The organism is Microbacterium enclense (genome assembly GCF_001456955.1).
Classification (GTDB): Bacteria; Actinomycetota; Actinomycetes; order Actinomycetales; family Microbacteriaceae; genus Microbacterium; species Microbacterium enclense.
In genome coordinates this window covers 418,782-439,124 of record NZ_KQ758467.1, presented here as the reverse complement: position 1 = coordinate 439,124, position 20,343 = coordinate 418,782, and the positions used below count along the sequence as shown (strand labels likewise).

Annotated in this window: 20 protein-coding genes; 14 read left to right on the top strand and 6 right to left on the bottom strand. The window is 70.0% G+C overall.

From position 1 onward, the window contains the following. The first annotated feature begins 31 nt into the window (after positions 1 to 31). From AS029_RS02030 to AS029_RS01995, 8 genes are all read left to right on the top strand, one after another. Entirely contained in the window at positions 32 to 1,369 is a 1,338-nt protein-coding gene (locus tag AS029_RS02030; protein WP_058230912.1) for an ABC transporter substrate-binding protein, read from the top strand. 76 nt (positions 1,370 to 1,445) lie between these two features. Further along, positions 1,446 to 2,324, top strand: coding sequence for a carbohydrate ABC transporter permease (locus AS029_RS02025; RefSeq protein ID WP_058231190.1), 879 nt, complete (start codon positions 1,446 to 1,448; stop codon positions 2,322 to 2,324). Beyond that, on the top strand, positions 2,324 to 3,235 hold the full coding sequence (locus AS029_RS02020) for a carbohydrate ABC transporter permease (protein ID WP_058230911.1): 912 nt from the start codon (positions 2,324 to 2,326) through the stop codon (positions 3,233 to 3,235). Before AS029_RS02025 ends, AS029_RS02020 begins: the two co-directional genes overlap by 1 nt. Continuing rightward, a complete protein-coding gene (locus AS029_RS02015; protein WP_058230910.1) occupies positions 3,232 to 4,221 on the top strand; it encodes a LacI family DNA-binding transcriptional regulator in 990 nt (329 codons plus the stop codon). Before AS029_RS02020 ends, AS029_RS02015 begins: the two co-directional genes overlap by 4 nt. Beyond that, complete coding sequence (locus AS029_RS02010) at positions 4,218 to 5,615, top strand: glycoside hydrolase family 32 protein (protein ID WP_058230909.1); 1,398 nt, start codon at positions 4,218 to 4,220, stop codon at positions 5,613 to 5,615. Before AS029_RS02015 ends, AS029_RS02010 begins: the two co-directional genes overlap by 4 nt. 79 nt (positions 5,616 to 5,694) lie before the next feature. Beyond that, positions 5,695 to 7,254, top strand: a complete 1,560-nt coding sequence (locus AS029_RS02005) for a glycoside hydrolase family 32 protein (protein WP_058231189.1) — start codon at positions 5,695 to 5,697, stop codon at positions 7,252 to 7,254. Positions 7,255 to 7,496: 242 nt separating this feature from the next. Continuing rightward, positions 7,497 to 8,519: a TerC family protein gene (locus AS029_RS02000; protein WP_058231188.1), complete on the top strand. Its 1,023-nt coding sequence runs from the start codon at positions 7,497 to 7,499 to the stop codon at positions 8,517 to 8,519. A gap of 106 nt (positions 8,520 to 8,625) precedes the next feature. Next, complete coding sequence (locus AS029_RS01995; RefSeq protein ID WP_058231187.1) at positions 8,626 to 9,591, top strand: LLM class F420-dependent oxidoreductase; 966 nt, start codon at positions 8,626 to 8,628, stop codon at positions 9,589 to 9,591. Between the two features lie 65 nt (positions 9,592 to 9,656). On the opposite strand, the gene AS029_RS01990 is transcribed toward AS029_RS01995, so the two are convergent. From AS029_RS01990 to AS029_RS01980, 3 genes are read right to left on the bottom strand one after another with little or no spacing between them, the layout of a single operon-like run. Then, positions 9,657 to 10,034 carry a PPOX class F420-dependent oxidoreductase gene (locus tag AS029_RS01990; RefSeq protein ID WP_251536270.1) on the bottom strand — a complete coding sequence of 126 codons (378 nt, stop codon included), beginning with the start codon at positions 10,032 to 10,034 and terminating at the stop codon, positions 9,657 to 9,659. Next, positions 10,028 to 10,570, bottom strand: a complete 543-nt coding sequence (locus AS029_RS01985) for a 2'-5' RNA ligase family protein (protein WP_058230907.1) — start codon at positions 10,568 to 10,570, stop codon at positions 10,028 to 10,030. The genes AS029_RS01990 and AS029_RS01985 overlap by 7 nt, the downstream gene beginning before the upstream one ends. Before the next feature lie 6 nt (positions 10,571 to 10,576). After that, positions 10,577 to 10,954, bottom strand: coding sequence for a DoxX family protein (locus tag AS029_RS01980; protein WP_058230906.1), 378 nt, complete (start codon positions 10,952 to 10,954; stop codon positions 10,577 to 10,579). A 157-nt stretch (positions 10,955 to 11,111) separates the two neighbouring features. Here AS029_RS01980 and AS029_RS01975 point away from each other — a divergent pair, with 157 nt between their 5' ends. After that, a complete protein-coding gene (locus tag AS029_RS01975) occupies positions 11,112 to 11,405 on the top strand; it encodes a hypothetical protein (protein ID WP_058230905.1) in 294 nt (97 codons plus the stop codon). Here the strand turns inward: AS029_RS01975 and AS029_RS01970 are convergent, their stop codons facing one another. Then, positions 11,406 to 11,738, bottom strand: coding sequence for a DUF7882 family protein (locus tag AS029_RS01970; protein WP_058230904.1), 333 nt, complete (start codon positions 11,736 to 11,738; stop codon positions 11,406 to 11,408). Between the two features lie 187 nt (positions 11,739 to 11,925). Here AS029_RS01970 and AS029_RS01965 point away from each other — a divergent pair, with 187 nt between their 5' ends. Further along, complete coding sequence (locus AS029_RS01965; RefSeq protein ID WP_058230903.1) at positions 11,926 to 12,381, top strand: MarR family winged helix-turn-helix transcriptional regulator; 456 nt, start codon at positions 11,926 to 11,928, stop codon at positions 12,379 to 12,381. 6 nt (positions 12,382 to 12,387) lie between these two features. Here AS029_RS01965 and AS029_RS01960 read toward each other — a convergent pair whose 3' ends face one another. Continuing rightward, positions 12,388 to 12,702, bottom strand: a complete 315-nt coding sequence (locus AS029_RS01960; RefSeq protein ID WP_058230902.1) for a DUF7882 family protein — start codon at positions 12,700 to 12,702, stop codon at positions 12,388 to 12,390. Between the two features lie 198 nt (positions 12,703 to 12,900). On the opposite strand from AS029_RS01960, the gene AS029_RS01955 reads away from it, so the two are divergent. Continuing rightward, positions 12,901 to 13,767 carry a response regulator transcription factor gene (locus AS029_RS01955; protein WP_058230901.1) on the top strand — a complete coding sequence of 289 codons (867 nt, stop codon included), beginning with the start codon at positions 12,901 to 12,903 and terminating at the stop codon, positions 13,765 to 13,767. 89 nt (positions 13,768 to 13,856) lie between these two features. Here the strand turns inward: AS029_RS01955 and AS029_RS01950 are convergent, their stop codons facing one another. Continuing rightward, entirely contained in the window at positions 13,857 to 15,302 is a 1,446-nt protein-coding gene (locus tag AS029_RS01950) for a glycosyltransferase (protein ID WP_058230900.1), read from the bottom strand. 140 nt (positions 15,303 to 15,442) lie between these two features. On the opposite strand from AS029_RS01950, the gene AS029_RS01945 reads away from it, so the two are divergent. From AS029_RS01945 to AS029_RS01935, 3 genes are all read left to right on the top strand, one after another. Beyond that, the gene (locus AS029_RS01945; protein WP_058230899.1) at positions 15,443 to 16,522 is read left to right on the top strand and encodes a hypothetical protein; all 1,080 of its coding nucleotides are present in this window, start codon (positions 15,443 to 15,445) and stop codon (positions 16,520 to 16,522) included. 88 nt (positions 16,523 to 16,610) lie between these two features. Continuing rightward, the gene (locus AS029_RS01940) at positions 16,611 to 18,275 is read left to right on the top strand and encodes an ATP-binding protein (RefSeq protein ID WP_082642132.1); all 1,665 of its coding nucleotides are present in this window, start codon (positions 16,611 to 16,613) and stop codon (positions 18,273 to 18,275) included. Between the two features lie 233 nt (positions 18,276 to 18,508). After that, a complete protein-coding gene (locus tag AS029_RS01935; protein WP_074615797.1) occupies positions 18,509 to 20,269 on the top strand; it encodes a DUF4012 domain-containing protein in 1,761 nt (586 codons plus the stop codon). The last annotated feature ends 74 nt before the right edge of the window (positions 20,270 to 20,343 follow it).

Below are 20,343 nucleotides of genomic sequence, written 5' to 3'. Positions count from 1 at the left end.
ACCCGCACCACACACATCAACGGAGATTCACATGGTCCACCACGCCCGCACGGCATCCTGGGTCGCCCTGGCCGCCGCCACCGCTCTCGTCCTGTCCGGTTGCGCCGGCGGCGGCACGGGCGGCGATCCCACCGACGTCGACCCCGAGGGAGAGGTCACGCCCCGCGAGATCTCGTGGCTACTCTCGCGTCCCGCCGACGGCGGTGTCATCACCGCGATGCAGAAGATCGCCGACGAGTACGCGGCCGATCACCCCGGCTTCGCGCTCAACCTCATCACCACGCCCGACCGCCCCAGCTACATCCAGAAGTACGAGACCCTCGCCGCGGCGAACAAGCTGCCCGAACTCTTCGACACGGATGCCACCCCCTTCGCCCAGAAGCTCGCGCAACAGGGCCGCATGGTCGACGTCGACCTGCTGCTCGACGACTTGGGACTGTCGGACGAGTACCGCGAAGCGGCGCTGAACTACCAGCGCTTCGACGACGGCTCGCTCTACATGGTGCCGTTCGAGTTCCAGCTGGAGTTCTTCTGGTACAACAAGGATCTCCTCGCGCAGGCCGGGGTCTCGGTGCCCGCGACCCTCGACGACTTCGCCCCGATGTGCGAGGCGCTGCGGGCGAAGGGCGTCACCCCGATCGCCCTCGACGGCGCCGACGGCTGGCCGCTCGAGCGCTACATGGCGTACTACCCCTTCCGTCAGGCGGGCCCCGAGTACGTGCAGCAGCTCAAGACGGGCGAGACGAGATTCTCCGACGCCCCCGGCCGCGCAGCCGCCGACTGGCTGTACGGCCTCGGGCAGGCGGGCTGCTTCCAGGAGGGCTTCTCGTCGACCGGCTATGCCGACGCGCAGGCGCAGTTCACCTCGGGTAAGGCCGCGGTCTACAACATCGGCACCTGGGAGCTCGGCAACCTCGCGACCGAGAAGCTCGACGCCGGCGTGCGCGACAGCGTCGACTACTTCACGCTGCCGACGCTGCCCGGCGCCGTGACCGCCGACAACGAGTACGTCACGCCCTCGGGCATCGGCATGGCCGTCAACGCCGCGACCTACGACCCGCTCGTGCGCGACTTCCTCGCCTTCGCCCTCGAGCGCTACCCCGCCGAGGTCGCCGCCTCCGGCGCGCTGTCGCCGACCACCGGTGTCGAGACCGAGATCCCCGCGTCCGCCACCCCGTTGTACAGCCGGGCGATCGAGCAGGCGGGCGATGTGGGCGAGAAGATCGCCATGCCGTGGGACACGCAGCTCGACCCCGCCACGAACACCCGCCTGCAGCAGGAGCTCACCCTGCTCGTGCAGGGTGACATCACGCCCGACGAGTTCGTCAGCACGATGGATGCCGCCCTGACGGAGAACGTCGGTGGCTGACACGCTCGCACCGAGCCGGCCCCGGGCGACCGGGGCCGGCCGGCCCACCCCCCGCCGCCGGCCGCTCAGCACCTCGATGCTGCCGCGACGCTCCGGCCTGGCCGTCGCCGTCTTCCTCGTGCCGCCGCTGCTGCTGTACGGCGCGGCCGTACTGCTGCCCATCGTGCAGTCGCTGATCCTCAGCCTGTTCGCGTGGGACGGCATCACCGACCTGCGGTTCGTCGGTCTCGACAACTACGTCAAGATGTTCACCCGCGACGACGTGTTCTGGACGGCGTTCGGCAACGCCCTCGGCTACCTCGCGATCTGCCTCGTGCTTCAGCTCGGCGGCGCTCTGGCCGTCGCCGGCCTGCTCACGGCCCTCCCCCGGGCGCGCGAGCTCGTCAAGACGCTCTACCTGCTGCCCGCCGTCATCTCCACCGTGGCGATCGCCTTCCTGTTCCTGCGCGTCTACTCGCTCGAGCCGGTCGGCCTGCTGAACCAGCTGCTGGCGTGGGTGGGTCTCGAGGGCCTGCAGACCGCGTGGCTGTCGAACGTGCAGACGGTGCTGGCCGCGGTGTCGATCCCCGAGGGCTGGCGCTTCACCGGCCTCTACATGCTGATCATCTACGCGGCCCTCATCGCCGTGCCGAAGGAGCTCGAAGAGGCCGCCCGCCTCGACGGCGCCTCGTGGTGGCAGACGTTCTGGCGCATCCGCTTCCCCTACATCCGCCCGGTGTGGATCACCACGACCGTCATGGCGACCACCTTCGCCCTCCGCGGCTTCGACATCCCCTACCTGCTCACCAACGGCGGGCCGGGGCAGGCGTCGGAGCTGCTGACCACCTACATGTACAAGACGGCCTTCGTCCACACCGACTACGGCTACGCCAGCGCGATCTCGGTCTTCATCGTCGTGGAGTGCCTGGTGGCCGTGGGCCTCATCTTCCTGCTGCTGCGTCGAAAGGACGCGTGATGAGCACGACCCTCGCCCCCGCCCCCATGGCATCCGTTCCCTCCGAGCCCGCTCCGGCACCTCGCCGCGTGCACCGCTCGCCGCGCCTGCGCGTGCAGCGCACCCTGCTCACGGTGACCGTCGCGCTGATCGTCGTGGTGCAGGTCTACCCGCTGCTGTGGCTGTTCCTGACGAGTTTCCGCACCGCGAGCGACTTCGCCGGCGGCGACCCGTTCGCCCTCCCCCGAGAGTGGACGCTGGAGAACTACTCCCGCGCCTTCGGCACCGGCAACCTGCTGCTGAACATCGGCAACTCCCTCATCGTCACGCTCGGCGCGAGCCTGCTGATCGTGGTCGCGGGCATGATGGCGGCGTACGCGCTGCAGGTGCTCGGCTTCCGTCTGAGCGGGTTCGTGCGTGCACTGTTTTTGCTCGGCATCATCGTGCCGGTGCAGATCGCACTCGTGCCGCTGTTCATCGACTACTCGCAGGTGGGCCTGCTCGACACGCACCTGTCGATGATCCTGCCGCTGGCGGCGTTCTCGCTGCCGATGGGCGTGTACCTGTTCTCGTCGTTCTACGAGTACATCCCACGCGAGCTCTACGAGGCGGCGTCCCTCGACGGGGCGGGTCCGTACCGCATCTTCCTGCAGATCACCGCGCCGCTGTCGGTCAACACGATCATCACGGTCGTGCTCGTCAACAGCATCTTCATCTGGAACGACTTCATCTTCGCGAACACGTTCGTGCTGTCCGACGGACTCAAGACCATCCCGCTGGGCCTGCAAAACTACATCGGAGCGATGGGCAACACCGACTGGACGGCGACGTTCGCCGCGGTATGCGTCACGGTGACGCCGCTGCTGCTGGTGTTCCTCGTGCTCAACAAAGCGATGATCGCGGGCCTGGAGAGCGGAGCCACCAAGGGATGACCACAACAATGCGCGACGTCGCCAAGGCCGCCGGCGTCTCGGTGGCGACGGTGTCGCACGTCGTCAACGACAAACCCGGCGCCCGCATCGGCGACGATGCCCGGCGCCGGGTGCAGGAGGCGATCGTCGCGCTCGGCTACCGCCCGAACGCGCTGGCGAAGACGCTGTCGGAGGGCACCTCCCGCTTCATCGGGCTGGTGGCGGATGCCATCGCCACCACGCCCTTCGCCGGACAGATCATCCACGGCGCCCAGGATGAGGCGTGGCGTCACGGCTTCGTCCTGCTCGTGGCCAACACCGAGGGCAACGCCGCCGCCGAGAGCGACGCGATCGCGATGATGCTGGAGCACCAGGTGCGCGGCATCCTGTACTCCACCTGGTACCACCGCGAGATCGAGGTGCCGCCGCCGCTGCAGCACACCGAGACGGTGCTGGTGAACTGCTTCGCCGGCGACGGCGCCTTCCCGGCCGTGGTGCCCGATGAAGAGCAGGGCGGGCGCACCGCCACCGAGGAGCTGCTGGCGGCCGGGCATCGCCGCATCGCGTTCGTGAACACCACGTCGCCCTCGCCGGCGCGCGTCGGTCGGTTGGCCGGGTACCGGGCGGCCCTCACCGCGGCGGGTGCCGATGTCGACGACAGCCTGGTCTTCGAGGCCGCCCCCGAGCAGGAGGGCGGCTACAACGTCACCGAGGCGGTCGTCTCCTCCGGCGCGACGGCCGTCTTCTGCCACAACGACCGCGTCGCGATGGGCCTGTACGACGGCCTGCGCGAGCGCGGCCTGCGCATCCCCGGCGACGTCGCCGTCATCGGCTTCGACAATCAGGACGTCATCGCCGCGCACCTGCGCCCGCCGCTGTCGACGGTCGCCCTTCCCCACTACGAGCTGGGCGCCGCCGGGGTGCGCACCCTGCTCGGTCTCGAATCCCCCTCCTCCGGTGCGCGGCAGCTCGTCGCGTGCCCCTCCATTCCGCGAGAGTCCGTATGAACCTTCCCCGCCCCCGCTTCCACCTCGCGCCCGCGCGCAACTGGATGAACGACCCGAACGGGCTCGTCCACACCGGCGACCGGTGGCACGCATTCTTCCAGTACAACCCCGAGGGCAACGACTGGGGCAACATGAGCTGGGGGCACGCCTCCAGCCCCGACCTGCTGCACTGGGACGAGCACCCGGTCGCACTGCATCACCTCCCCGGCGAGCAGATCTTCTCCGGTTCCGTGGTCGCGGGCGCCGACGGCGCCCTCACCGCGTTCTACACGAGCGCGTACGACCGCGGCATCCAGGCCCAGTCGCGCGCGACGAGCGCCGACGGGGGCGAGACGTGGACGATGGATGCCGACAACCCCGTGCTCGACCGCGGCAGTGCCGACTTCCGCGACCCCAAGGTGGTGCGCCTGCCCGGCGGCGGCTGGCTCATGTGCACGGTGGAGGCCGTCGAGCGCCGTGTGGTCTTCTATGCGTCCGACGACCTCGAGAGCTGGCGCGAGACGGGATCGTTCGGTCCGCTCGGGCCGGAGGGCGTCGTGTGGGAATGCCCCGACCTCGTGCGTCTGCCCGTGGAGGGGACGACCGAGCGCGTCTGGGTGCTGCTTCTCAGCACCAACCCGGTCGGTGACGACCCCGACCCCGCGGGCTCGGCGATGCACTACGTCGTGGGCGACCTCGTCGACGGCGTCTTCCACGCGGATGCCGCAACCCTCCGTCCCCTCGACCACGGGCGCGACTGCTACGCCGGCGTCACCTTCGACAGCGCCCCCGGCGGCGCCGCCATGATGCTGGCGTGGATGGGCAACTGGCGCTACGCGCACGTCGTGCCCACCTCCCCCTGGCGCGGCGCGATGTCGCTGCCGCGCACGCTGGGCCTGCGCCGCATCGACGGCGCGCTCCACCTCGTGCAGCGCCCCGTCCTGCCGCCCGTCGAGGCCGTCGAGCCCGCCGAGGCTCTGCTGCCCGTCGAGCCGCACGCGGTGCTCGAGGCGGCCTGGAATCCCGCCGCGACGGGAGCCATGCGCCTGAGACTCGGCGGAGAGGGGGATGCCGCGGTCGAGATCGTCCACGACCCCGCGGCCCGCACGCTCAGCGTCGCCCGGACGGGTGCCGGCGCCGACGCGGTGCACCCCGACTTCGCCGGCATCCGCCTCGCCCCGCTCGTGGAACCGGGCACGGGCGCACTGACCGTCGTGCTCGACGGTCCGCTGCTGGAGGTCTTCGCCGACGACGGGGCCACCGTGCTGTCTCACCTGGTGACCCTCGGTGCCGGTCCCGTCACCGTCTCGGCGAGCGCCACGACCGGCGTCGCCCCCACCGTGCGCGTCGGAACGGTCGGCAGCGATGCCGCCGCCGCCGCGCAGGAAGGTCCCGCGGCTCCGGCGGCCGCCTGACCGACGTCTCCCCCCGAACCGCCGGCCACCCGGCGGGTGCATGGTCGCGCCCGCCGATCACGAGGAAGTGAGCACCATCATGCCGTTCGAGATCTCCCGTCGCAGTCTTCTGCAGGGCGCCGGAATCGGAGCCTTCGGGCTCGCCCTGGCCTCCCCCGTCGCACCGGCCGCCCGGGCGCAGGCCGCGTCGCAACGCGCGGTGTTCCACATGACGCCGCCGACCGCGTGGCTATGCGACCCGCAGCGTCCGATCGTCTCGGGCGGGCAGTACCAGCTGTACTACCTGCACTCCGACGTCAACAACGGACCCGGCGGATGGGACCACGCCACCACCGACGGCGTGAGCTTCACGCACCACGGCACGGTGATGCCGCTCACGAACGGCGTGCCGGTGTGGTCGGGGTGCCTGGTCGTCGACACGGAGAACACCGCCGGGTTCGGAGCCGGCGCGGTCATCGCGCTGGCCACGCGCCCGACGGATGGCATCCGGAAGTATCAGGAGCAGTATCTGTACTGGTCGACCGACGGCGGCTTCAGCTTCACGATGCTGCCCGATCCCGTGCTCGTCAACACCGACGGACGCACCGCGCAGACCCCCGCCGAGATCGACAACGCCGAGTGGTGCCGCGACCCGAAGGTGCACTGGGACGCCGCTCGCGGCGAGTGGGTCATGGCGCTGGGGCGCGCCCGGTACGCCGGCTTCTACACCTCGCCGAACCTGCGGCAGTGGACGTGGAAGAGCAACTTCGACTACCCGGATCCGCAGCTCGGCGGCATCGAATGCCCCGACCTGTTCGAGATGACGGCGAACGACGGCAGTCGCCACTGGGTGCTGGGCGCCAGCATGGATGCCTACGGGGTCGGCCTGCCGATGACCTACGCCTACTGGATGGGCGAGTGGAACGGCACGACCTTCGTCGCCGACGACCTCACCCCGCAGTGGCTCGACTGGGGATGGGACTGGTACGGCGCGGTGACCTGGCCGAGCATCGAGGCGCCCGAGACGAAGCGCCTCGCGATCGGGTGGATGAACAACTGGAAGTACGCCGCCCGCGACGTGCCCACCGACGTCACCGACGGCTACAACGGCCAGAACTCGATCGTGCGCGAGCTGCGGCTCGAGCGACAGGCGGGCGGGTGGTACAGCCTGCTCAGCGCCCCGATCGCCGCGCTCGCGGGTCGGGCGACGTCGACGGTGACCTTCCCCGACCGCACCGTGACCGCAAGCGCGGTGCTGCCGTGGACCGGCCGCGCGTACGAGCTCGAGCTCGACATCTCGTGGACGGATGCCACGAACGTCGGCGTCTCGGTCGGACGCTCCGCCGACGGCTCGCGGCACACGAACATCGGCACGTACGGCTCCGACCTCTACGTCGACCGCGGGCCGTCCGAACGCAGCGGTTACACGCTCGCGCCGTACACGCGTGCGGCGGCACCGATCGATCCCGCCGCACGCCGCGTGCACCTGCGGATCTTCGTCGACCGTCAGAGCGTGGAGGTGTTCGTCAACGCCGGCCACACGGTGCTGTCGCAGCAGGTGCACTTCCTCGACGGCGACACCGGCATCTCTCTCTACACCGACGGTGGCCCCGCCACGTTCTCCGGCATCACGGTCCGCGAGTTCGGGGTGCCGGTGTAAGGCGAGGAGGGGCGGCCGGGGCGAAGGAGAGCTCCGGCCGCTACCACACCCCGAGAAGCACCGTCCAGTGCCTGCTCCCCACACGGCATCCCGTAGAATCGTGGCCAGCAAGGGGAGTACTCCCACCGCGACGATCTCGTCAGTACGGTCCACGCCATCGTGAACCCGGGACGTCGGCCCGTCTCGCCGGGTGGAGGAGACCTTGGTGTCTTGCTGTACACCGATTTCCCTTGGAGGCCGTCTTGGGCGTCACACCCCTCGTCTGGATCATCACCATCGCGGTCACGATCGCGTTCTTCGTCTTCGAGTTCTTCGCCCACGTGCGAAAGCCCCACGAACCCACCGTCGGCGAGTCCGCCCGCTGGTCGGCGTTCTACATCGGCCTGGCGCTGCTGTTCGGCGTCGGCGTCGGGGTGTTCTCGGGCTGGACCTACGGCGGCGAGTACTTTGCCGGGTACCTGACCGAGAAGGCGCTGTCGATCGACAACCTCTTCGTGTTCCTGATCATCATGACCGGGTTCGCGGTGCCCAAGAAGTACCAGCAGAAGGTGCTGATGATCGGCATAGTCATCGCGCTCATCATGCGCGGTGCGTTCATCGCCGTCGGCGCCGCACTGATCGAGAACTTCTCGTGGATCTTCTACATCTTCGGCGCCCTGCTGCTCTTCCTGGCCTACAAGCAGGCCTTCTCGCACGGTGAGAGCGACCCCGCCAACGGCAAGTTCATGCGCTTCGTCCGTCGCATCCTCCCCGTGAGCGAGGAGTACAACGACGACAAGCTGACCGTCCGCAAGAACGGCAAGACGTTCGTCACCCCGATGCTGCTCGTGATCATCGCCATCGGCTTCATCGACCTGGTCTTCGCGGTCGACTCGATCCCCGCCATCTACGGCCTGACCCAGGAGGCGTACATCGTCTTCACCGCGAACGCCTTCGCACTGATGGGCCTGCGTCAGCTCTACTTCCTCATCGGCGGTCTGCTGGAGCGCCTGGTCTACCTCGCGCAGGGCCTCGCCGTCATCCTCGCCTTCATCGGCGTGAAGCTCGTGCTGCACGCCATGCACGTCAACGAGCTGCCCTTCATCAACGGCGGCGAGCCGATGCTGTGGGCGCCCGAGATCCCGATCTGGTTCTCGCTGCTGTTCATCGCCGCCACGGTCGGGATCGCGACCTGGCTGAGTCTGCGCAAGACCCGCAACGACCGCGAGGCGAAGCAGCGCGAGACCTTCGACGGCGAGAAGGTCATCCACGCTCCCGAGGACTGACCCTCCGCACGTGCGGCCCGCGGCGAGAGCCACGGGCCGCTGTCGTATCCGGCGCCGGTTCGCAACCCCGGTCGGAGGGCGGATGCCGCGCCCTACCGTGGCCGACATGACGCGATTCGGCTACACCCTCATGACCGAGCAGAGCGGCCCCCGGGCACTCGTCGACTACGCCGTCGGCGCCGAGCGCGCCGGCTACGACTTCCTCGTCTCGAGCGATCACTACTCGCCGTGGCTGACGAGCCAGGGCCATGCCCCGTATGCGTGGACGGTGCTGGGCGCCGTGGCGCACGCCACGTCGAACGTCGAGCTGATGACCTACGTCACCTGCCCGACCGTGCGATACCACCCCGCCGTGGTCGCGCAGAAGGCGGCGACCCTGCAGCTGCTGTCGGAGGGCCGTTTCACCCTCGGTCTCGGCTCGGGCGAGAATCTCAACGAGCACGTGGTCGGCGAGGGCTGGCCCGCGGTGCACGCCCGGCAGGACATGCTGGTCGAGGCGATCGAGATCATCCGCGCCCTGCACACCGGCGACCTCGTCACCTATGACGGCGAGTACTTCCGCGTCGACTCCGCCCGCGTGTGGGACGCCCCCGAGGGCGGCGTCCCGATCGGGGTGGCGGTCTCGGGGGAGCACTCGATCCAGCGATTCGCCCCGCTCGGCGACCACCTCATCACCACCGAGCCGGATGCCGGGATCGTGCAGGGCTGGGACGCCCACCACGAGGGTGAATCGCGAAAGATCGGGCAGATCCCCATCAGCTGGGACCCCGACAAGGATGCCGCGATCGCCCGCGCCCACGACCAGTTCCGGTGGTTCGCCGGCGGCTGGGCCGTCAACGCCGACCTGCCGACTCCGGCTGGTTTCGCGGGCGCGTCGCAGTTCGTACGCCCCGAAGACGTCGCGGAGTCGATCGCGTGCGGTCCCGACCTCGACGAACTCGCCGAGAGCGTGCGCCCCTTCATCGACGCCGGCTTCACCGACATCGCGATCGTGCAGGTCGGCGACGAGCAGCAGCAGCGCTTCGTCGACGAGATCGCCGAGCCGCTGCTGGAGAAGCTCCGCGCGCTGTGAACGACACCGTGGGGTGAGGGTATCTTGCACGTCGTGCGTGCGGCCTTCACCCTGCGGGGCGTCGGTCAGGATCGGAAGGACGCCGACCCCAGGACGCGTTCCACGGTCATCTCCAGCACGACTCGTTCGGGATTGACCCGCGGCTGACGGTACCGGGCGGCGTAGAGCTCGACCGCGTGAGCCACGGCGTCCGGGGCGTCCGTCACCCGTGCAGGGCCCTCGAAGCTGAGCCACCGTCCCCCGTCGACGGAGCAGATCGATGCGCGCCCGTTGCGCGCGGCGTTGACGAACTTCTGCGTGCCGCGCGATCCGATCACCCGCACGATGCCGTCTTCGTACGTGAACCCGACGGGCACGGCGTGCACCCGGCCGGAGCGGCCCACGGTCGAGAGGGTGGCCAGGTGGTAGTCGCTCAGAAAGGAACGCGCGTCGTCGGTCAGCACCCCTCCAGCGTCCCACGTCGAAGCGGGTCCGACACCGTTCGCGTCGCGGCATCCCATCGGCGCACCCCCGTCGCGGTCACGGCGAGTTCGCTCCCGCCGGCATCGGCGATCACCCCCAGCGCTTCCCCCACCCGGTCGAGGGGCACTCGACGTGCGAGGGTGACGTGCGCGGTCCAGGCCCCGGGCAGGGTGTGAGGTGCGTCATCGCCCGCGCCGGCGAGCTCGTGCACGCGCGTGTGGAACGCCAGCAACTCGGGCGACGCAATGACGGAGCGCGCGATGACGCGGGATCGCCCGACGCCGAAGAGCAACGGCGCCCCGAGCGTGAGACGGAGCGGCAGGTCGGCGGCGAGCGCCCCGAGGTCGCCGCGGGGAAGTTCCGGCCGCACGAGCAGGGTCACGTGCGGCCGGTTGCTCTCACCGGTGTGCCGCGCCTGACTCGGCAGATCAGCCGCGACGAGTGCCTCCCACTCGCGGCGCACCGCCGCCTCGGACGCGCCGTCGAACACGAGCTCGAGGCTGACGACGTCGGCCATGGGCGATCAGCGGGTCGACCACCACGCCGCAGCGACCAGCAGCGGCTGGAAGAACAGGCGGGTGAGGCGCTTCTGATCGGTGTCGAGTCCGAAAGCCGACCGGCCCTTTCGCCACTGGTCGATGTTGCCGGGGAAGATGGCGATGAAGAAGGCCGCGAGCGCAGCGCCGATGCGTCGACGTTCCCGAGGAAGCGCGACGAGGGCGAGACCGAATGCGGCCTCGACGACCCCGGATGCCACCACCACGGCATCCCGGTCCAGCGGGCCGTGCTCGATGAGCGCGTCGGGCACCTGCGCCTGGAAATCGCGCCGCGCGAAGGTGAGGTGGGCGACGCCGGCGAACATCATGGCAGCGGCCAGCGACCAGCGCACGAAGGATCTCATGGCGCCACGGTAGTGCGACCACCCGGCCGGCCCCTCGGGCTTGACGAGCTCTGCGCCCGTCGTCGGCGGTCGCTACGGCACCCGTCCCGATTGCGCAACCCCGGGCCGTCCCCGACCGTGCCCGATTGACTGGAACGGTCCATGAAGGAGGTGCACCGTGACCCTGACCGACGCCGCTTCCGCAGCGACGCACGAGGAGGATCTCGATGGCCTGCTCGCGCGGGCCGCGACCGGCGACTGCGAGGCGTTCGTCGCGTTCTACGATGCGACGGCGCCGCGGGTGTACGCGGTCCTTCTGTCGCTGACGGGGGTCGCGGCCGAGGCGGACGCCCTGCTGGAGGGCATCTACGTCGAGGCGTGGGAGCGCATGCGCGGTCGCGCGGCACCGCCGTGTCCGGGCATGCAGTGGATGTCGGCGATCGCGCATCGCCACGCTCGCGGTCGCCGGTGACTAGCGGGCGTCGACCTCGTGCGGGGCGAGCTCCGCGTGGGGTTCGAGGTCGACGGTGAGACCGCTCGAGGAGTTCGCGGCCGCCGCGTACGCCTGCAACACGGCGTTGTCGAGCGGGTCGGGCTCGGGCGAACCGAAGACGAACCGAAGGGGAATGGACGGCTGCAGCCAGATCGTGCTTCGTCCGGCCTGCTCCCCCGCGGGATGACGCCACGACAGCGTGAAACTCTCGCCTCGGCGCAGCTTCGTCGCGACGACCACCTTGACGTGGGCGAGAACTCGATCCGGCATTCGAATGGGACTCGCAGAGGAGCCATAGAACAGTGAGCCCATCGACGCCTCCTTCGGGAATTCCCCGCGCGTCGAATTTTACTAGGTGGCCTAACTATCGCAAAGTGAATTCTCGACGAACGTCATCGCGAGACGCGCGCCGCACATAGGTCGCATTAGATCGAATGACTGGATTCTCAGTCAGCTAACTAGGATGTCTTCAGGGGTGGCTGAAGACTCGAGGAGACGCATGACGATCGAGATCGAAGACGACGCCGCGACGACCGCCGCCCGAGCGGTGGAACGCCTCCGCCTCGCCGAGGCCCGCCTCGCCCGCCGACGTCAGTCGGAATGCGGCCCCAGCGAGAACGCCCGCGCCGCCATGCGCGTGATCCTCGATCGCGCCGACCACGGCGCCACCGTCACCCCGAGCGAGATCGCTCAGCATCTCGGGATCTCGGCCGCCTCGGTCACGGGGATGCTCGACCGACTCCATGCCGGCGGCCTGATCGCCTTCGTCGTCAATCCGACCGATCGCCGCAGCAAGTTCATCGTCCCGTTCGACCGCGGCGCGGACCCGGATGCCGTCGATCCGGTCACGGCGCAGATCCGTGCCTTCGCCGCCGCACTCCCGGACGGCACCGCAGATCAGGTTGCCGCTTTTCTCGACCGGGTTCGCGAGGTCGTCGACTCCGAGTGCACCTGACCCGCGTCACGGACGCGGTGCGGCATCCGGGTCCGGCTCGGCCGTCACGCTCAGCCCCTGCGGAGCGCTCGCCTCGTTCATCAGGTCGTCGATCCAGCGACGGTTCAGTTGCGGCGGTCGACTCCCGTAGAAGTGGAAGACGAGAGGGATCGACGGCGATATCCACAATGAACGCGTGCCGCTGCCGTCGGACATCGGGAAATGGAACATGAACGACTCACCTCGGCGGAGTTTGTTCATGAAGACCACCCGCAGATGAGAGAGCGTCCGGTCCTCGATGTCGAAAGAGTGACCAAGGGTGTTGTAAACCAGTTTTCCCACCGAACCAATCTATACGTCCTTCCAGCGTGAACTATTTACCTGGTCCGGCCGAAGTGTCGACTACTGGGATAACGACATCACGACGTGCGACCGGAGCGTGCGCCAAGAAATGTGCCAAGATTGCGCACGTCGCCATGCGACACCGCTTCTCGGGGGAGAACGCGGGCGCGAAAGCGCGAAAGCGGAGGAGTGGGTCAGATGAGCGGCAGCACCGAGCGCGCGAAGACGGCGGTGATCGTCGAGGACGACCCCGATATCCGTCATCTCCTGGCGGAGGTCCTCGAGTCGGCCGGGTTCTCCACCGTCGCCGTCGGGAACGGCATCGACGGAGTCGACGCCGTCGCGACGCATCAACCGCTCATCACGACGCTCGACGTGAACATGCCGGGGATCGACGGCTTCGAGGCCGCCCGACGGATCCGCCAGCGCAGCGACACCTACATCATCATGCTGACGGGCCTCGAGGAGGAGGCTGATGTCGTCCTCGGTCTGGGCGCCGGCGCCGACGAGTACGTCGTGAAGCCGTTCCGCCCGCGCGAACTGCGTGCGCGGATCGAGGCCCTGCTCCGTCGACCGCGAGCGGGCGAATCCGGCGCGGCGGCGCCGTCGCACCTCAACGGCGCGGGGCGACCGACGCCCGCCGCTGACGCCGTGGTCGACATCTCCCCCTCATCCGCGGACACGTCCGGGTCCCCCCGACCCGCCGGGGTCGACGCCGCCGACGAGGGCGAATGGCTCGTGCATCGCGATCTCCGACTCGATCCCGACAGCCGCATCGTGCGACTCGGGGGAGACGACCTCGAGCTGACCCGCACGGAGTTCGACCTGCTCGCGACCCTGATGGAGTCCAAGCGCCGTGTCCGCAGCAAGGCGGATCTCACGCTCGTGCTGCGGGGCGAGTCCTACGTGACGAGCTACTACGTCGGCGACGCCGACAAACGAGCCATCGAAGCCCACATGACCAACCTCCGTCGCAAGCTCGGCGACAGTCCGGTGAACCCGTTCTACATCGAAACCGTGCGCGGGGTCGGGTACCGCCTGACGTCGGAGCTGTCCGGCTCCTGATGCCCGAGGGAAGAACAGATGCCTCGATCCCCAGAGGGACCGAGGCACCCACCCCTCCGACCGTTCGGGCGATCGAAGTCGGGCGTTCGTCAGAGGCGGACGTCCTCGGTACGACGAACGAGTCGAGAGAACATCACGAGGGTCTGCAGCGCTGCGATCACGCCGACGACACTCCAGCCGACGCTCAGAACCGCGGTCTGCACCGTCGCGGCGGACTGCACCCACCCCGCGGCGAGCGCGACCACGGCGGCGGCCACCGCGGTCATCAGCGCCCAGCGACCCAGACCCCCGTCCGCCGTGCCCCGCGCGGCGCGGTCGTAGGGCGCTCCCTGCGTCAGACGTCGGCACCACGATCGCGCGGCGCAACCGATGCGCACCCATCTGAAAGCCTCCGCGGGGATCAGCAGCGCCGCGAAGAGAACATCGGCGTGATCGGCCCTGCGCATGGCGAGCGCGAGGCGCAGGTTCGACAGCACGGTGACGACCGGCGGGACCAGCCACCACGGCGAGAGCATCACCGCCCCGGTCGACAGTGCAGCCGCCGACAGCACCAGGAACGCCACGCGGACGAACAGCCCGGCGAGCAGGCCGGCGTTCTCGGACCAGAGCACCCGCAGGGTCGAGTGAAGCGGCTGCGCGTTCGGGTCGCCTCGCTGACCGGCCGACAGCAGGTCGATGCCTCCGGCGATCCTCCGCACCTCGTGAGCGGCGTAGGCGGGCAACGTGGTCATACCCGGCACCGCGACGCGTGCCCCGGGACTGATGCTGGTGAGATAGCCCGCGTTCCTGAGGTGCAGGGAGAGCAGGAGGCCCTCGGCATCCGCGTCCTCGGCCCAGGGGGTCGTCCGGCGCGTCTGGACCATCACGTTCCGCAACGCGGCGACGGAGAAGATCGACAGAGGACCCCCGAGCACGGCCGCGTTCCGGCGGGAGAGGTTCTGCAGCGCGGATCTCGCTCCTTGTGCGCGCTGCCCGGCGAGGAGGAAGCGGGCCATCGGACCGTCGACCGGCCCGGCCGCGATCTCGCGGATCGCAGACACGCCGCCGATGCGGCTATCCGAGCGGGCTTCCGCCTCGAGGCGCTCCACGGCTCGGGGGTGCGCGACGGCGTCACCGTCGACGCTCAGCAGGTAGTCGTAGCCTTCGACGAGGAAGTAGCCGTAGTTGAGAGCGCCCGCCCTCTCGCCGGAGTCGGCGCCGATGTCGTGCACGAACACCTCGGTGAGCTGGCTTCCGAGCTCGGTGTGCAGCTCGTGGGGACCGCTGAGGTCCGAGGCGATCTCGACCGTCGCATCCGAGCTGTTCGCGACGACCACATGGATGACGTCCGGCACCCGCGTCTGCGTCAGCAGGGCCGCGATGGCGTCCGCGATCGAGGAGGCGTGCTCGGAGGCGAGGACGATGCACCCGATGGTCGAGCGGTGCGGGCGCGTGTCGTCGAGCACAGCCGTGAGCTCGTCGGCGGGCCGGTCGTCCGCCCCCGGGGCGGACGGACGCGGACGGGTGCGCGAAGGGACGCGGGGCGCATCGGTCATGGCTGCGATCCCCTCCCTCCGCTCGATTCGCCGATCGATGACCACTCTGGCGGGTCGGCCGCAACGCTCCCGCGTGCACGTGACACCGTCCCCGCAAGATTCCCTCAAGATTTTCGGCGCCGTTCGAGGACACCCTTCACGTGATCGTCCTCGCCCTCCTCTGCTCCATCACCGCCGCCGGCGTCGCGGCCGCGATCCTCTACCTCGCCCACGGGCGACCCGACGACGATCGGGGCGGTGAGCGGGCGGAGATGGTCCGTTACTTCGGAGTGGCCGCCATCGCCGCTCTGCTGTGCGGCGCGATGAACGTCTTGGAGGCGACCGGGGGCGGGACGGCGGCAGCCGCGGGCGGTAACGCGACGAACGTGATGGCCGCGGGTCTGCTGTGGGCGGGGGCCCGGCGCCTCAACCACCGTCGCACGGTCGGCGCGATCGGCATCGTCTCGGTCGGCGTCTTCCTGCTGGGGCTGACCTTCCTCATCCCACTCGAGGATGCGACGGTGCTCAAGACCGCCGGGCTCTTCGCGTTCGCGGTTCTCGGCGCCTTCGAGTGCGCCCGTCGACCGTTCGGCGCTCTCCCGGGTGCGAGCCTGCTCGTGGGGAGTCTGGCCCTGTACGCCGCCTACAGCGCCGCACGACTCGTCGTCGCCCTGACGGCGGGGGCGGCTTCGCTCACGCAGCCCGGGGCCGTCTCCCCCGAGGCGACGGCTCTCGTCAGCGCGGGCGTCATCGTCGCCGTCGCCGTCGGCACCGTCCGGGTCGGCCGACAGCTCGATGACCGCCCCTCGCCCGGCACGCCGGCGCACGACCGAGGGGCGCTCCGGCGCGAGACCGCGCGGCTCATCGAGGCTCACGACGGTGCGAATGCCACGCTCATCCGTCTGCCCGAGATCCACCTCATCCGAACGGCCCACAGCGCCAGGCAGGGCAGGCTGCTGCTCGAGGCCGTCGCGGACGCCGTCGACGACGCACTGCCCGAGGCGGTGACCGGCCTGCCATCGCGCGACACCGTCTTCGTCATCGCGCCCGCCGCGATCGACACGACCGCGATGGAGTCGTCCGTCCGGCGTGCCTTCGCTCGACGGATGTTCCTCCTCGATTACGACGACGTACCGGTCCTCGCTTTCGAGCACTCCTGTGTACGGACCGTCGACGCGGTGTCCGCGCTGATGGCCCCCCGGCATCGCCGTTCGCGCCGCGGCCCGCTCGACGGTGGATGACGCGCGCGTGTTGCCGGGCCACGAAAGCAGTCAGTCGCCGATGACCGATTCGCCGACCCTTCGCAGTGCGGTGGATAAGCTCGGCGTCATGGCCGTCCGCAGAAGCACCTCGCCTGCGTCGGCGGACGGCGCTCGCGACGACGACGTGGGCGGGCTCGGCGGCCGCACCCGATCGGTGTGGCTGCACCAGCTCATCCTGGGCGCGAGCGTCATGATCACCGTGCTGCTCGTCCAGGTGATCGAGCCGGCGCTCTTCGCGTACTGGCCGTTCTCGGCCGGCGTCGGCGTCGTCATCGCCCTCACAGCCGTCGCCATCGTGGTCCCCTGGCACAGATTGCCCCGCGCCGCGGTGTCCGTCATCCCGTTCGGCGACATCGTCGCCATCGGGCTGATGAGCATCGGCACCGACCTGCGCTTCGGGTTCTTCTGGGTGTTCCCGATCATGTGGATCGCCACGCATTTCACGCTGGTCGCTCTCGTCTCCGCGCTCGGCGCGGTCGGCGTCATCATCCTCCTCGACGCGACCCTCAACGCCACCGGGCCCTCCTCGGCGCTGCGGTTCCTCGTCGTGCTGCTCTCGTTGACCTTCATCGCGATCACCACGTATCTTTCGACCCGTCAGACCCGGGCCTTCAAGCAACTCCTGCGGCGGCAGGCCAAACGCCTGCAGGGGACGCTGCAACGCGTCTCGGGCCAGGAGCGACGGGTGTCGCAGATGCTCAACGGTCTCGACACCGGCATCGCGCGCCTCTCGGCGGACGGGGAGGTACTCGCGCTCAACGACACCTACGTCTCCCTGTACGGGATCGAACGCGACGAGCCGCAGCGCCCCGGGGGCGCGATCGAGTACGCGACGCTGCGCGGAGAGCCCGTCCCCGACAACGAGCGGCTCTTCGCCCGCGCCGCCCGGGGCGAGCAGTTCGCCGACGAGCGCGTCTGGCTGTTCGACACCCGCGGCGAGTGGCACGCGCTGTCCGTGTCGACGCGGCGGCTGATCTCATCCGACGAGCCCGAGAGCACGCTGCTGATCGTGCACGATGTGACGGCCCTGATCGAATCCGAACGCGCCCGCGAACGGCTGGCGGCAACGGTATCGCACGAACTCCGCAATCCGCTCACGGCGATCATCGGTCACGCCGACCTCGTCCTCGACCGGACCGACCTCGCCCCGAAGGTGCGCGAGGAACTCGAGGTCATCGCCGCAGCGGGCGAACGCATGCAGAAGCTCATCTCCGAGATCCTCGCCACGTCGCGCGGCGTGTTCCGCGAGCCGACGATCCCCGTCGCGGCCGATGCGAGCCGCATCATCTCCTCCTCCTTGACCTCCTTCCGACCGGCGGCGGCGGCGCGACGGGTCAGCGTGATCGACGAACTCCCGCCGACGGCCGCCGTGGCGGGCGACGGTTTCCGTCTGCGTCAGGCGTTCGACAACATCCTGAGCAATGCCATCAAGTACACCCCCTCGGGTGGGAGCGTCCGCGTCTCCGGCGAGGTCTCACCCGACGACGTGATCCTGCGCTTCACCGACACCGGTATCGGCATCCATTCCGACGACCTCGACCGTGTGTTCGACCCCTATTTCCGCGCCCGTACGGCGCGAGAGAGCGGAACGCCCGGCACGGGGCTGGGGATGGGGATCATCCGCGGCATCGTGGAGGATCAGGGCGGCTCGCTCTTCCTCGAGAGCGAGCTCGGCGTGGGCACCACGGTGACAGTCGTCCTGCCCGCACTCATCGACGACTCCACGCCCTGACGCAGACGGACCGAACGCGAACGGCCCCCGCCGCGGGGAGTAGACCCCGCGCCGGCGACGCCATGGGCACTCGCCCTCAGCGACGGCCCATCCGCCCGAGGGCACACGGGTGAATCGGCGGGTGATCAACGGGGATCCACCGTCTTGCGCCGCCGGGTTCTTCCCTTCCGGACCGGTTCGTCCCCGCCGGCGACGGCTCCGAAGCGTCTTGATCGCGCGTCTAGGGTGTTCGCGTGCCGGACTCCCCTCGTTTCGCGCCGCTTCATCCGCGCAGGATCTTCGCCGCAGCCGTCTGTCTCGTCGCCGTGGCCGGGCTCGCCCTCGCGGCGTGGGTGGGCGTTCGAGCCGCGCTCGCCCAGGGGCACCTGCTTCAGGCGCGGACGGCGCTGTCGGCGATGCCGAGCACCGTCGACGCGTCCGCGACCGCAGCGGAGGCCTTGCGCGTCGTGGCAGTGGACACCTCCGCCGCGCGCGCGTTGACCGCCGACCCTGTGTGGGGCTTCGCCGAAAGGCTCCCCTGGGTCGGACCGCAGCTGTCGGCGGTGTCCGACACGGCCGCGGCGGTCGACGACGCGGTCACCGCCCTCGCGCCCCTCGCCCGCGCGTCGGCCGGTCTGTCGGCCGGCGCCCTGCGCCCGGTCGACGGGGTCGTCGACGTCTCCCCCCTGACCGCCATGGCTCCCGCGGCCGCCGACGCCGCCACCGCACTGCGGGAAGCGGCAGACCGCGTCGCCGGGATCGATCGCACGCCCCTCCTCGGACGCGTCGCGAAGAACGTCTCGCGTGCCGGCGACCTGCTCGGTTCCGCGGCCGACACGGCGGACGTTCTGCGGCGCACCACGGCCCTCCTTCCCGCAATGCTCGGCGCCGACCGCCAGCGCTCCACCCTGGTGCTGTTCCAGAACAACGCGGAATGGCGCTCGCTCGGTGGTGTCGTCGGCGCCGTGGCCCAGCTCGACACAGCGCAGGGGCGGATGACCCTCACGGCGCAGGCGTCGTCCGCGGACTTCGCCGCGACGGCCGGCACGCCCGTGGCGGCCCTCCCCGACGACGTGCAGAGCATCTACGACACCCGGCCCGCCCGGTTCCTGCAGAACACCACACAGGTGCCCGACTTCTCGGTGGGGGCCCCGCTCGCGCGGGAGATGTGGCGCCGTGCGCACGGGACGACCGTCGACAGCGTGATCGCCCTCGACCCCGTGACGCTGTCATACCTGCTGCGGGCGACGGGTCCCGTGCGCCTGCCCTCGGGCGACGAGCTGAGCGCCGACGACGCCGTTGCGCTCCTGCTGCAGGAGTCGTATCGCCGCTATCCCGACCCGCGCGAGCAGGACGCCTTCTTCCAGAGCGCCTCGGCGGCGGTGTTCCAGGCTCTCGCCGATGGCGATGTCGATCCCGAGGCCCTGGTGGAGGCGGTCACCAGGGCCGCCCGCGAGCGCCGCCTGCTCGTCTGGAACGCGGATGCCGCCGAGCAGGCGATCCTCGACGGATCGACGCTGCAGGGAGCTTTGCCGGCCGCGGACGCCCGGCGCGGCACGTTCGGCGTCTACCTCAACGACGGCACGGGCTCCAAGATGGACACCTACCTGCATCCGGTCGTCGAGACCGCGTGGTGCACCGCCGACACGGCGTCGCTGCACGTCGAGCTGCGCAACGACGCCCCCGACCCCGACTCGCTGCCGCCCTACGTGACCGGGGATGGCGAGTACGGCGTGCCGCCCGGCGACGCGCTCACGGGCGTGTACATATACCTGCCGCCCGGAGCCGAACTGCTCGAACGGCGCACGTCGAGCGACGGTGCGCCACCGGGGTTCGCCGGAGGGGTCCATGACGGCCGCGAGGTGGTCAAATGGTCGGCGCAGGTGGCCCCCGGCCAGACCGCACGGCTCGATCTCCGGGTACGGCTCACGACCCCCGAGTTGGCTGCCGTCGCCACACCGACGCGCGACCCCGACGAGATTCCACGCCCCGGCCCGTGCCGTTTCTCCGCGTGATCTCGCGCCCGCGACGGGTGAAGTCCTCGGCTTCGACGCATGAAACCACCACGCAGCGGGCGGGTCGTACACCG